At 65.0% G+C, this 13,455-nt stretch carries 12 protein-coding genes; 4 read left to right on the top strand and 8 right to left on the bottom strand.

Features of this window, described 5'->3' with window-relative positions; genetic code table 11:
* From bamA to pyrH, 8 genes are all read right to left on the bottom strand, one after another.
* Entirely contained in the window at positions 1–2,274 is a 2,274-nt protein-coding gene (gene bamA / locus C7455_RS03610; protein WP_245904198.1) for an outer membrane protein assembly factor BamA, read from the bottom strand.
* A gap of 285 nt (positions 2,275–2,559) precedes the next feature.
* On the bottom strand, positions 2,560–2,697 hold the full coding sequence (locus C7455_RS20045; protein ID WP_170118985.1) for a hypothetical protein: 138 nt from the start codon (positions 2,695–2,697) through the stop codon (positions 2,560–2,562).
* 120 nt (positions 2,698–2,817) lie between these two features.
* Positions 2,818–4,146, bottom strand: coding sequence for an RIP metalloprotease RseP (gene rseP, locus C7455_RS03615; RefSeq protein WP_109665496.1), 1,329 nt, complete (start codon positions 4,144–4,146; stop codon positions 2,818–2,820).
* Between the two features lie 3 nt (positions 4,147–4,149).
* Positions 4,150–5,325: a 1-deoxy-D-xylulose-5-phosphate reductoisomerase gene (gene dxr / locus C7455_RS03620; RefSeq protein ID WP_109666143.1), complete on the bottom strand. Its 1,176-nt coding sequence runs from the start codon at positions 5,323–5,325 to the stop codon at positions 4,150–4,152.
* Positions 5,326–5,339: 14 nt separating this feature from the next.
* Positions 5,340–6,131: a phosphatidate cytidylyltransferase gene (locus tag C7455_RS03625; protein ID WP_109665499.1), complete on the bottom strand. Its 792-nt coding sequence runs from the start codon at positions 6,129–6,131 to the stop codon at positions 5,340–5,342.
* 7 nt (positions 6,132–6,138) lie between these two features.
* Positions 6,139–6,855 (bottom strand): polyprenyl diphosphate synthase, encoded by a 717-nt coding sequence (gene uppS / locus C7455_RS03630; RefSeq protein ID WP_109665502.1) that lies wholly within the window; start codon positions 6,853–6,855, stop codon positions 6,139–6,141.
* Positions 6,856–7,016: 161 nt separating this feature from the next.
* Positions 7,017–7,583, bottom strand: coding sequence for a ribosome recycling factor (gene frr / locus C7455_RS03635; RefSeq protein WP_109665505.1), 567 nt, complete (start codon positions 7,581–7,583; stop codon positions 7,017–7,019).
* A 93-nt stretch (positions 7,584–7,676) separates the two neighbouring features.
* A complete protein-coding gene (pyrH, locus tag C7455_RS03640) occupies positions 7,677–8,411 on the bottom strand; it encodes a UMP kinase (protein ID WP_109666145.1) in 735 nt (244 codons plus the stop codon).
* 112 nt (positions 8,412–8,523) lie between these two features.
* Here pyrH and miaA point away from each other — a divergent pair, with 112 nt between their 5' ends.
* From miaA to C7455_RS03660, 4 genes are all read left to right on the top strand, one after another.
* Positions 8,524–9,396 (top strand): tRNA (adenosine(37)-N6)-dimethylallyltransferase MiaA, encoded by an 873-nt coding sequence (gene miaA, locus C7455_RS03645; RefSeq protein WP_109666147.1) that lies wholly within the window; start codon positions 8,524–8,526, stop codon positions 9,394–9,396.
* A 109-nt stretch (positions 9,397–9,505) separates the two neighbouring features.
* Positions 9,506–10,321, top strand: coding sequence for an AraC family transcriptional regulator (locus tag C7455_RS03650; protein ID WP_109665508.1), 816 nt, complete (start codon positions 9,506–9,508; stop codon positions 10,319–10,321).
* 263 nt (positions 10,322–10,584) lie between these two features.
* The gene (locus C7455_RS03655; RefSeq protein ID WP_245904199.1) at positions 10,585–12,222 is read left to right on the top strand and encodes an ABC transporter substrate-binding protein; all 1,638 of its coding nucleotides are present in this window, start codon (positions 10,585–10,587) and stop codon (positions 12,220–12,222) included.
* Positions 12,223–12,359: 137 nt separating this feature from the next.
* Positions 12,360–13,448 carry an ABC transporter permease gene (locus tag C7455_RS03660; protein WP_109665511.1) on the top strand — a complete coding sequence of 363 codons (1,089 nt, stop codon included), beginning with the start codon at positions 12,360–12,362 and terminating at the stop codon, positions 13,446–13,448.
* Positions 13,449–13,455 lie beyond the last annotated feature (7 nt).

The following is a 13,455-nucleotide window of genomic DNA, read 5'->3' on the forward strand; positions in this document are numbered from 1 at the left end:
TCAGAACCGCGCCTCGACCGTCAGATCGAAGTTCCGCGTCCGGTCATAGCTTTCGAATTGCAGCGGATGCGAGAAGTTCAGGCGCAATGGGCCGATGGCGGTGTCCCAGAAGACCGAGAAGCCGATTGTCTGGCGCCAGTAAAGGTCATCGTCCACCGGGTCGCCGCCAGCAGGTCCTCCATTGACGTTGTCGAGACCCCAAACTGTGCCGATGTCGTAGAACAGGCCACCTGTGATCCCGTATTCATCCGGCAGACCCAGCGGAAACGCAGCCTCGAACCGCGCGACGGCGAAATAATTGCCCCCCAGTGCATCGCGATTGTCCACACTTATGTCCCGCGGGCCAAGGCCGTTCGCGTCAAACCCGCGCATCTGGCGGCTGGACAGGAAAAAGCGATCGGACTGCCTGCTGTTGCCGCTGAGCATCTCCAGCGCGCCCGCCTCGAAACTGGCGCGCAGCGTGACCTCTTCGCGCAACACCTGTCGTTCGGCGATGCCGAGAAAGGTCGCCTCGACATATTCAGCGTCGCCGCCCAGTCCACCGAATTCGGTGCCGAACTGCAGCCGCACGCCCTGCGTCGGATCGAGGCCGGTGTTGCGGGTGTCATAGGCATATTGAATGCCGGCGTAGGAACTGAGCCTTGAGCCCTCTTCGTCCCGAAGGATCTGAGAGCTTTCAAGCGGATCAAGCCCAGAAATCTCGTTCTGCTCGATCCCGTAATAGACGTTCAGGCGACCGAATTCGCTGACCGGAAAGCCAAGGCCTGCGCGCAGGCCGATGTCGAGCGTGTCGAAATCGCGGTTCTGTGCCGTGGTCTGATTGTAGAAGGCGCTGAGCGAAAGCGACAGGTCGCGCGCAAGGAAGGCCGGTTCCGTGAAGCCGAAGTTGAACGACTGGCTGCCGTCGGTCGTGTTGAACCCGAACCGCAGCGACTGACCGCGACCGAGAAAATTGCTCTCGGAAAAGGTGACCGCAAGCCCCGCTCCGCTATCGGTCGAGAAGCTGGCCGAGAAGCCCAGCGACCCTGTGGGCTGTTCCTCGACGTCGACATCGACGATGACCTGATCCGAGGCGGTTCCGGGACGGCCCTGAACCTGGACATCGCTGAAAAAGCCTGTCGCCCGGATGCGTTCGGCGGCTTGCCGTATCGCGCGCGGATCGAACGGGTCGCCTTCGACCTGGGTGAAGTTCTGCCGGATCACGCGGTCGAGTGTGGTCTGGTTGCCCTCGATGTCGATGCGCTCGACAAACACACGCTCGCCGCGCGAAATGACGAATTCCACGTCCAGCGTGCGCGCGGCGTCGTTGCGGGTGATGCGCGGCTCGACCCGGACGAAGCGTTGGCCCTGCTGGGTGGCCAGCGACTCGAGGCGGGTGATGGTGTTGTCGATGACGCGCGGGCTGTAGGTCTCGCCCGGACGCAGGCGGATCACGGCTTGATAGGCGGCGGCATCAAGACCCGGAATCTCCGAGACGGTGGTGATGCGGCCGATGTTGAAGGACTGGCCTTCCTGAATGTTGAAGGTCACGAAATAGGCGCCGCGGTCGCGCGACAGTTCGGGCGTGACGCTGAGGATGCGGAAATCGACATAGCCGCGATCCTGGTAGAAATCGGTCAGCAGTTGCCTGTCGAGCGCGATGCGTTCGGCGACAAAGGTGTCGCGGCGGATGATCTGGCGCAAGAGCCCCGCCTGCGTGCTTTCCAGCACCCGGCGCAGGCGGCGGTCGGAAAAGGCGCGGTTGCCGACGAAGGACAGACGCTCGGTCTCGACCACGCCGCCTTCTGCCACTTCGAACACCAGATCCACGCGGTTGTCCGACCGGCGAATGATGCGCGGCGTCACGGTTGCGGTCAGGCGACCCTGCTGGCGATAGGCTTCGGCGATGGCGTTCGCGTCTTGCTCGGCGACCGAGGGCGAATAGGTGCGCCGCGGCACCGACTGGATGTTGGACAACAGCGCGTCATCCTCGAGGCGGCGGTTGCCTTCGATGGTGATGCGGTTGATCGTGGGGTATTCCCGAACCTCGATCACCAGCGTGCCACCACGCGGAACAATGTCGACCTGTTCGAACAGGCCGGTGTTCTGCAGGCGTTGCAGCGCGTCGTTCACCTGTGCGCCAGAGACAACCGCGCCCGGCGTGATTCCCGCATAGGTCAGGATGGCGCTGTCGGAAATGCGGGCGTTGCCCTGCACATCAAAGGTCGTGAAGCGGAAGGTCTGAGCCTCGGCAGGGGCTGTCAGCGGCAGCGCCAGACCAAGAAAACCTGCCACGACAAGCGGGGCGATCCGTGGCCGCGAAGATGGCTCCGCACCGGCGTGGCGCGTCGAAAGGCAAAGACGGGCGCGCAAACGCAGAGACATCGATTCAACCCCAGTATTCTTTTGCAGGTGGTCCCTGCCTAGCGGAGGGTCCGGGGGTTGTCAAAACGAACTGGTCGGCAAGTGTCGCATCCGGGCCGCACTGCCACATTTTCGCCATGATCTGCGCAGGCGCGCTTGGCCCCCTTTCCCATCACGGGCCAGGGTCAGAGCGGGGGCCGGTTCGCAGGACCGGGATCAGTATTCGGCAGTGTAGCTGAAGATCATGCCGCCCAGAAAAAGCGCCGCGACGATCAGCAGAGGCACGAGAAAGCGATCCATGTTCAACTGCAAGAACAAGGAGACGCCGCGGGTCCCGTCGATCAAGGTCTTCATGTCACGCATCCCATACCAGTACAGGCCCGCAACGGGCCACAGGCTACGGGATGCACCGGGAATGTGGCGAGACTTCGACAGGTCTGGGGAAACCTTGGGAATTTCGCCCCGAACCGCTGGTCAGGGGCAGAAGATATCGTTGGTCAACGCAAAGAGCATCAGCGACAGCAAGAGCGTCAGGCCGATGGTCATGAACACGCGCAACACCTTGTCGGAGGGCGGTTTGCCCGACACGGCCTCATAGGCGTGAAACACCAGATGCCCGCCATCCAGCACCGGGATCGGGAACAGGTTCAAGAGGCCCACCGCGGTGGACAGAACGGCCACGAACCAGATGAAATTGTCGATGCCCTGACTGGCGGCCGCCCCCGAGGTTTCGGCGATGCCGATGGGCCCTTGCAGATTGCACGAGGAAATCGCCCCGGTGATCATGTGCCACAGGCCAGACAACGAGGATTGCACCACGAAGAGCGTCTGCGAGGCACCGTATTCCAGCGCCGTCCATGGCCCCACGCCTTCGCGCACCGGCTCGAAGCTGAGGCCGCCGGTCACACCTATCAGCCAGCGCGTCTCGAACCCGCCATCGGCCAGAGGCAGGTCGGTGCGGCGCGGGGTCAGGGTCACGTCAAGCTCCTCGCCCGCCCGCCACAGTGACAGCGTCAGGGGCGCGCCATCAGCGGCATCCACGGCCTCGCGCAGCTCGCGGAAGGCGTAGATCGCCTCGCCGTTGACGGCCCGGATCAGGTCGCCTTGCCGCAGACCGGCCGCGATGGCGGCCGACTGGGGCGCTACCGATTGCACCAGCGGCACAAGGGGAAAGGCGGCCTCGATCCCTTGCGTACGTCCGTCCCTCTCGACGGTATAGGCGACGGTGGGCGCAGGCGTCAGATCGGCGGCGATGTCGAAGAGGTCGGAGAAGGCCCCGACAGGCTGACCCTCCATGGTCAAGATCAGGTCGCCCGCCTGAAACTGCGCGATATCGGCGGGCAAGGCCACCTGCCCGCCCACGCGCGGCTCGTCGACGGCGCGGCCGGTGAAGGCGAGAAAGGCCGCAAAAACGAGAATCGACAAGATGAAGTTGAAGACCGGACCCGCCGCCACCGTCAGCGCGCGCGCCCACAAAGGTGCGCCATGCATGGAGCGGCGCCGTTCGCCCGCGTCCAACGCATCTATGGCCGCGCCATCCTTTCCGCTCGCCGCATCGGCATCGCCCAGAAACTTGACATAGCCGCCGAACGGCAGCGCCGCGATCTGCCAGCGCGTGCCGCGCCGATCCGTCCGGCTGAACAGCACCGGGCCGAAGCCCAGCGAAAACACCTCGGCATGGATGCCGGTCCAGCGGCCGACGATGTAATGACCATATTCATGGATCGCCACGATGATCGACAGCGCCGCCACGAAGGCAACAAGCGTGAAGGCGATTCCGCCGAACTGGGGAATTAGGTCCATGGGTCAGGTCATCTCCATCTGCTCGATCTGGGTCGTGGCCGTCTGTCGGGCCATCTGGTCGGTATCTAGGACATCCTCAAGGCTTGACATGGGCGAAGTGAGGCAAAGCCGGGGCGATATCGCGTCAAGTACCCGTTCCACCACCTCCGACATCTGCATGAAGCCGATGCGGCCCGCGATGAACCCGTCCAGCGCGACCTCCTTGGCGGCGTTGAACACGGCGCCCGATCGCCCGCCCGTCTCCATCACCTCGCGCGCGATGCGCAGCGCGGGATAGCGGGTCAGGTCAGGGGCGTAGAATTCCAGCGTAGCGATCTGCGCCAGATCGATGCGCGACACCGGCAGGTCGCGGCGGTCGGGCCAGTGCAGCGCATAGCCGATGGCGTGCCGCATGTCGGGCGCGCCCAGATGCGCCATCAGCGCCCCGTCGACAAAGCCCACCAGCGCGTGCACGATGGATTGCGGGTGGATCACGGCCTCGATCTTGTCGGGCGTGACGCCGAAAAACTCCTTGGTCTCGATCAGTTCCATGCCCTTGTTGAACATCGAGGCGCTGTCGATGGTGATGCGCTGCCCCATCGCCCAGTTTGGATGCGCGCCCGCATCGGCCACGGTCGCCTTGGCCAGCGCCTCGATCGGCCAGTCGCGCAGGCCCCCGCCCGAGGCAGTGATGATGATGCGCTCGACGGCCGCGATATCTTCGCCGACAAGGCCCTGAAAGACGGCGGAATGCTCGCTGTCCACCGGCAAGATGGTGGCGCCGTGGTTGCGCGCTTCTTGCAAAAGAAGGGGGCCGGCGGTGACAAGGCTTTCCTTGTTGGCCAGCGCCAAGGTGGTGCCGTGACGCAGCGCGCGGAACCCCGGCGCAAGGCCGGCCGCGCCGACGATGGCCGACATGATCCAGTCGGCGGGGCGATCGGCGGCCTCGACCAGCGCAGTCTCGCCCGCCGCGGCCTCGATGCCCGTTCCGGCCAGCGCGGCGCGCAGATCCTGGAGCCGGCCCGCGTCGGCGGTTACGGCCAATTCGGCACCAAGCCGGATCGCGTCGGCAGCCAGCTGCGCGACATTGCCCGACCCGGTCAGGGCGACCACGCGGTACTGCCCCGGCGCCCGCGCGATCAGGTCGACGGTGTTCTGTCCAATGGAGCCTGTGGCCCCGAAGATGCTGACGCTGCGCATGCCCATGGCCTACCTCAGACCGGCGACGGCGGGAAGGCGGTGACGCTTTCGACGATGACCAACAAGAAGGCCGCGCCCAGAAGGCCGTCGAAGCGGTCATAAACCCCGCCATGCCCCGGCAGCAGGTTCGAGCTGTCCTTGACCCCCATGCGCCGCTTGACCGCCGATTCCGCGATGTCGCCCATCTGGCTGGCCATGCTGAGCGCGACGGAAATCCCGATCAATTCCACCCCCGACCCGGTCAGCGACATGAACCCCCAACCAATCAGCCCCGCGCCGATCCAGCCTGCAACTGTGCCGGACCATGTTTTCTTGGGGCTGACGGCAGGCCAGAATTTCGGGCCGCCCAACACGCGGCCGGCGAAATAGCCCAAGGTATCCGTGGCCGCGACCAGCAAAACCAGCCACAGCATCCATGTCAGGCCAAAACCGTCGCGGTGCAAGATCAGGCCAAAGCCTGCCAGCAAGATCACACTCGTCATTACAAGGAAAAGCGTCCGGTTGCGCTCAAGCACCCCGATCCCCGCGATGGCAACGGCCAGCAAGATCGGCAGCGCGATGCCCGGCGGCAACAGCTTGGAGGCAAGGATAGCGGCCCCCGCCATCCCGCCCAGCACAAGCGCGCGCCTTGGCCCGCCGCCCAGCATGCCCACCAGTTCCCAGACCAATGTGGCCACGATGACGACCACCAGTCCGGTGAACCACCAGCCCCCCGCCCAGACCGCCGTCAGCCCCACCACCGCAAGCGCCAAGCTTGTCGCCATGCGCGTGGCCAGATCGGCGAAACTGTCGCGGGCGAGGCTCAAGAGGGTCTCATGCCTTGACCGAACCGAACCGGCGTTCCCGCATGCCGAAGCGCGACAGCACATCGGCAAAGACCGCCGCCGAGAAATCAGGCCAGAGCGTATCGATGAATTCATATTCCGCATAGGCCGATTGCCAGAGCAGGAAATTGGAGATCCGCGCTTCGCCCGAGGTGCGGATCACCAGATCGGGGTCGGGCAGGACATGGGTGTCGAGATAGCGCGGCAAGGTCTCGTCGCTGATCTTGCGCGGGTCGAGCTTGCCCTGCGCCACGTCATGGGCCAGACGGCGCGCCGCCCGCGTCACCTCGTCCCGGCCGCCGTAATTCAGCGCGATGGTGAGGTTTGTGCCGGTGTTGCCGGCCGTCATCAGTTCCAGGCCGTCCATAAGGTCGACCAGCGCCGGTTCCAGCTTGACCCGGTCGCCGATGAAGCGGACGCGCACGTTTTCCTCGTGCAGGCTGCGCGCCTCGCGGCGGATGTAGCTTTTGAACAGGCGCATCAGGCCCGCGACCTCGGTCTGGGTGCGCTTCCAGTTCTCGGTCGAGAAGGCAAAGACCGTGAGGTAATCGACACCGAGGCCCGGGCAGGCGCGCACGATCTCCTTGACGCGCTTGGCGCCCTGATGGTGGCCGAACAGGCGCGGACGCCCACGCAGTTGCGCCCATCGTCCGTTGCCATCCATGATGATCGCCACATGTGCCGGGCGTTGCCTGTCCGAAGTCATTTGCACGCGTCCTTGATCCTGACTTGCTGTCCGTCCCCACCTTATGGACGCAGGCCCTGCCGCCGTTGTGAGGTTTGCCCTACCGTCATGGCCGGGCAACAGGGACGTGGAACATCACCGCGCCATGTGTGGGATATGAGATACAGCCCCGATGGTCAGGGTCAGACTTGCATGATCTCGCCCTGCTTGGATTCCAGCGCGGCATCGACCTTGGCGATATGGGCATCGGTCAGTTCCTGCACCTCGCCTTCCCATAGCTTCTGGTCGTCCTCGGACATGCCTTTGGACTTGGCCTTCTTGATCTGGTCCATGCCGTCGCGGCGCACGTTCCGGATCGCCACGCGGGCGTGTTCGGCATATTGGGCGGCGACCTTGGTCAGTTGCGTGCGGCGTTCCTCGTTCAACTCGGGGATCGGCAGCATGATGATCGTGCCGTTGAGCTGCGGGTTGATGCCCAGCCCCGACTCGCGGATCGCCTTTTCCACCTTGCCGACCAGCGCCTTGTCCCAGACGTTGATCGTGACCATGCGGCTTTCGGGCACGTTCACCGTGCCCACCTGGTTGATCGGAGTGGGGCTGCCGTAGGCATCCACCATCACAGGCTCCAGCATGGAGGCCGAGGCGCGGCCTGTGCGCAACGAGGCAAATTCAGTGCGCAGCGCGCCAAGCGCACCCTCCATCCGGCGCGTCAGGTCATCGAGGTCGATATCAAGTTCGTCTTCTGCCATGGGGGACTGCCCTTCGTTCGGTCCTTTTGACGCGGTGATAGCCTGCGTTGCGTCAAGATTCCAGAACCGAAACGCGACAGGGCAGCGCGCCGCTCAGGAGACGCGGGTGTATGTCCCCCGGCCGGCCAGGATGCCGCGGAATCCGCCCGGCTCGTCGAGCGAGAAGACGATGATCGGCAGATCGTTCTCGCGCGCCAGCGCGATGGCGCTCGCATCCATCACCCCCAGATGCTGCGACAGCACCTCGTCATAGGTGACGGTCTCGTAGCGCTTTGCATCGGCGTGTTTCTTGGGGTCCTTGTCATAGACCCCATCGACCTTGGTGCCTTTGAAGATCGCCTCGCAATTCATCTCGTTGGCGCGGAGCGTCGCGGCCGTATCCGTGGTGAAGAACGGATTGCCGGTTCCGGCGGCAAAGATGCAGACGCGCTTTTTTTCCAGATGGCGCACGGCGCGGCGGCGGATATACGGCTCGGCCACCTCGTTCATGGTGATGGCGGAGATGACGCGGGTGAAGACCCCGATCCCTTCCAGCGCCGATTGCATCGCCAGCGCGTTCATCACTGTGGCCAGCATCCCCATGTAATCGGCGGTCGTGCGTTCCATGCCCTGCGCGCTGCCTTGCAACCCGCGGAAAATGTTGCCGCCCCCGATCACCATGCAGATCTCGACCCCAAGGTCATGGACCGATTTCACCTCGCGCGCGATGCGTTCGACGGTCGGCGGGTGCAGGCCGTAGCCCTGATCGCCCATCAGCGCCTCACCCGAGATCTTGAGCATGACACGGGTATAGAGCGGCGCGAACGAGGTATCGGGTTCGTCCGGCATGGCGGTCTCCTTGGGACAGGTCTGTGAGGGCGGTTGCGCGGGGCGGACCATGGTCTAAAAGCGGCCGGTGTTCAACGCCCCTTCCACCCCCTGACCCTGCGACATGCGCCCCATGATCGACCCAAGCGCCATCCCCCCGTCCCTACCGGTCCTGATCGCCGGGCCGACAGCGTCGGGCAAATCGGCGCTGGCGCTGGCCATCGCCGAGACGGGCGGTGGTGTGATCATCAATGCCGACGCATTGCAGGTCTATGACGGCTGGCGCGTGCTAACAGCCCGGCCGAGCCCGGAGGAGGAGGCGCGCGCGCAACATGCGCTCTATGGACATGTGCCCTTTGACGCCGACTATTCCGTGGGCGAGTGGCTGCGCGCGGTCGCGCCGCTGTTGCAGGGCGACGCGCGGCCGATCATCGTGGGCGGCACGGGCCTTTATTTCCGCGCGCTGACCGAGGGTCTGGCCGAGATCCCGCCGACGCCGCCAGCGGTGCGGGCGGCAGCCGAGGCATGCGCGCCCGCCGACCTGATCGCCGATCTGGAACGGGGCGACCCGGTCATCCTGGCGCGGATCGACACACAAAACCCCGCCCGCCTGCGCCGCGCGTGGGAAGTGCTGCGCACGACCGGGCGCCCCTTGTCGGATTGGCAGGCCGAGACCGGGCCACCACCCCTGCCCCTTGATGCGGCGCTGCCGATCTTGATCGACGCCGACCGCGACTGGCTGGCCGACCGGATCACGCGCCGCTTCGACAAGATGCTCGATACTGGCGCGCTGGAGGAGGCACGCACGAACCTGCCCCGCTGGGACCACGCAGGCGGTGCGCGCAAGGCCATCGGCGCGCCCGAGCTAATCGCGCATCTGCAAGGCGAGATCACGCTGGCACAGGCCCGAGAGGCCGCGATCATCGCCAGCCGCCAATATGCCAAGCGGCAACGCACGTGGTTCAGGGCCCGGATGAACGGCTGGAGCCGGATCGCGCAGCCATGAGGGGGCAGGACAGGCCCGGTTTGCACAAATCAGGTCCTTTCAGGCCAATACTCGGCCTCTGCGCACCAAAGCCTTGCATTTTCCCGACCCCGCCCACAGCCTCCGGGCCATGACCGACTCGCGTCCTCCTTTCAGCGTCCTGTCGCTGGGCAAGCTGCGGATGCAGGAGCCTTGGCGGATCGAGCTGTTGCACGGCCGCCCACAACACCGGCTCTACTGGATCACGCGCGGTCAGGGGCGCGTCACGGTCAATTGCCTGACGCGCGGTTACGGTCCCAACACGGCCGTCTTTGTCCCGGCGGGCGTGCAGATGGCGCTGGAACTGCCGTCGCAATTGCAGGGTCTGGAACTGCACCTGCCGCCCGGCGATGCGCTGGGCCTGCCGGCCGAGCCATTTCACCTGCGCATCTCCAACATCGAGGCGCAGGCCAGCCTGACCAGCCATCTGGAACGCATCGAACGCGAACTGGCCGCCCGCGCCCCGGCGATGGACCGTGCGATGACGGGCTATGGCCTGCTGATCTCGGCTTGGATGGAGCGGGAATTGTCGAGGGGTGAGGGGTCGATCTTGCGCGAGCGCACGCATCGTCTGGCGGAGCTTTTCGGCACGATGATGGAGGCGCGCTTTCGCAGCGGGCGCGGCGTCGCCGATTATGCCGAGGCGCTGGGCGTCACCCCCACCCATCTCAGCCGTATCTGCCGCGAGGCGGCGGGCCGCCCCGCGCATGCGCTCTTGACCGAACGCCTGATGCATGAGGCGCGCCGCTTGCTGCGCGACACCGACATGCCCGCCCGCGAGGTTGCCGAAACGCTGTCGTTCTCCTCGGCCGCCTATTTCACCCGCGCCTTCCAGCAGGCAACCGGGCGCACCCCGACCGAGTTCCGCGCGCCCCTGCGCGCGCCCGTTCGGGCCGCGCGCACCTGACGGCGGATCGGCGGGCACCTGTCAAAGGCGCTGCGCTGCCGCAGAAAAAGCCGCTTTGGGGGTTGCGATCCCTGCGGATGTCGTTTTTCCTGCAGGCATATGTCGGAAATGGATCATGACACTTCGCAACTTGCGATTGACGCAGGGACCCAAAGCCTGCGCAATTGGGACAAGGTCATGAACGGGTCACACAAGAATCCGCACCATGCCACCTGCGCCCGTCTGCGGGCGTCCGAAAAGTAGTCACAGGGAGAGACGACACCATGCCATCGACCACCACCCCGCATCTGGCGACCCATCCGGCCGCCGAGATGTATGCCCGCGAATACAAGGCGGGACAGCTCAGCCGTCGCGAGTTTCTCGTGCGCTCCACCGCTTTGGGGCTTAGCGCGGCTGCAGCCTACAGCTTGATCGGGCTGAAGCCCGCAATAGCGCAGCGCGCCACCCCCGCGATGGGCGGCCGCCTGCGCATTCAGCAGGGCGTTCTGGCCCTCAAGGACCCGCGCACCTATGACTGGTCCGAGCACGGCAACGTGACGCGCGGCCTGATCGAATATCTGGTCGAATACAACCGCGACGGCAGCTTCAGCGGCATGCTGCTCGAAGGCTGGGAAGCCAATGAGGACGCCACGCAATACACGCTGCGCGTCCGCCCCGGCGTGACGTGGAACAACGGCGATGCCTTCACCGCCGAGGATGTGGCCGCGAATTTCACCGCCTGGTGCGACACCACGGTCGAGGGCAATTCGATGGCCGCCCGCATGGGCGGGCTGGTCGATGCCGACAGCGGGCAGGCGCGCGATGGCGGGATCGTCGTGGTCGATGACCTGACCGTGCAGATCAACCTGCCCACCCCCGACATCACGCTGGTCCCCGGCATGGCCGATTACCCGGCCGCGATCATGCACCGCGACCTGATCGGCACCAATCCGCTGGATCATGGCGTGGGCACCGGAGCCTACCGGATGGTCGATTATCAGGTCGGCATCTCGGCCCGCATGGAACGCAACCCCGATCACACCTATTGGGGCGAGGCCTATCTGGACGAGATCACCTTCATCGACCTCGGCACTGACCCGGCGGCATGGTTCGCTGCCGCCGAGGCTGGCGAGTTCGACATGACCTACCAGACGGTCGGCGAATTCGTCGATCTGTTCTCGGCCGTCGGCTGGGAACGGTCCGACGTGACCACAGGCGCAACGGTCTGCGTGCGGCCCAACCAGCTCAACGCGCCCTATGACAATGTCGAGGTGCGCCGCGCCATCCTCGAAGCCGTCGATCTGTCGGTTGTGCTGGAACTGGGCATGAACGGTCAGGGCACGGTGGGCGAAAACCACCATGTCTGCCCGATCCACCCCGAATATGCCGAACTGCCGGCCCAAGTGGTGGACAAAGCGGCAGCGTTGGCCCGGCTTCAGGCAGCGGGGCATGGCGATGCAAACTTTACCCTTGTCTCGCTCGACGATGGCCTGACGCGCTTTACCTGCGACGCGGTCGCGGCCCAGATGCGCGATGCAGGCATGACGGTGACGCGCGAGGTTCTGCCCGGCTCCACCTTCTGGAACGACTGGCTGAACTTTCCCTTCTCTGCGACCGAATGGAACCACCGCGAACTGGGCGTGCAGATCCTGAACCTTGCCTATCGCTCGGGCGTGGCGTGGAACGAAACCGCGTTTTCCAACGCGGAATTCGACCAGCTTCTCGACGAGGCCAACGGCATTCAGGACGCCGATGCCCGCCGCGAGGTAATGGCCCGCCTGCAGCAGATCATGCAAGAAGACGCGGTCACCATCGTGCCTTACTGGCGGTCGTTGTTCCGGCATTACCGCCCCGGCGTGGTGAACGCGGACATGCATCCGAAGTTCGAGATCAACGTCCATCACCTCGGCCTGTCGGCCTGACCTGACAGGGGGCGTGCGCCTGTCGCGCGCCCCCATCTCCCGCCCAGTGCCGGCGGGTCCCCCCAGCAGCCGGATTGGCCCGCCGTGGCGGACCATCCCAAGGCCCGAAATGATGGGTCGCAAGGACAGGGAAACAGATGGCTCTTTTCATCCTCCGCCGGGTCGGCGTGATGGCCCTGACGGCGCTGTGCCTGACCTTCGTGGTGTTTTTCCTCACGAATCTTGCGCCAAACCTCGAGAAGCTCGCCAAGACGCAAGGCAACGCGCGGATGAGCGACGCCGAGGTCATCTCATGGCTCGACCGCAACGGTTATGGCGGGCCGCTGGTGGTGCGCTACGGCGAATGGCTGGGCGTGGTGCCGGGCTGGCTGCGCGAGGACCCGATCAATGGCGAATGGCGCGGGCGCTGCATCACGCGCGGGCAGAACCCCGAAGGTGCGCCGCGTTACTGCGGGCTCTTGCAGGGCGATCTGGGCTATTCCACCGTCTCGGCCGCCGAAGTGTCGAGCATCATTGGCGGGCGCTTGCAACTGACCGGTATCCTGATGTTTTGGGCCTTTGCCGTCATGGTGCCCTCGGCCCTGCTGGTCGGCGTGCTGGCAGGCATGCGCGAGGGCTCGCGCACCGACCGGACATTGTCGACCCTGTCGATCGCCACGACCGCGACGCCCGAATATGTCTCGGGCGTGATCTTCATCGTGCTTCTGGCCTCGTCCCAGGTCGGGTTGTCGCCCTTGCTGGTCGAATGGGGCTGGCTTGAGGGCGGCACACTGTTCTTCGGTTCGGCCCGCAGCGCGATGGACAATGTCACCTTCTGGAACTTTACCCTGCCGGTGATGACCATCGCGCTTTACGGCATGGGCTACATCGCGCGGATGACCCGCGCCTCCATGGCCGAGGTGATGACCGCGCAATATATCCGCACCGCGCGGCTCAAGGGCGTGAGTTTCCGCAACATCGTGCTGAAACACGCGCTGAGGAATGCGCTAATCGCGCCCTTCACCGTCATCATGCTGCAATTCCCGTGGCTGCTGACGGGCGTGGTGATCGTCGAGACGCTGTTCAACTACAACGGCTTTGGCTGGACGCTGGTCCAGGCGGCCTCCAACAACGATATCGAGCTGCTTTTGGCCTGTTCGATCGTGGCCGTCCTTGTCGTGCTGGTCACGCAGCTGATTTCAGACATCGGGTACGTCTTTCTCAACCCGCGCATCCGCATTTCCTGAGGGGGAC

The organism is Roseicyclus mahoneyensis, from assembly GCF_003148775.1.
GTDB classification, from domain to species: Bacteria; Pseudomonadota; Alphaproteobacteria; order Rhodobacterales; family Rhodobacteraceae; genus Roseicyclus; species Roseicyclus mahoneyensis.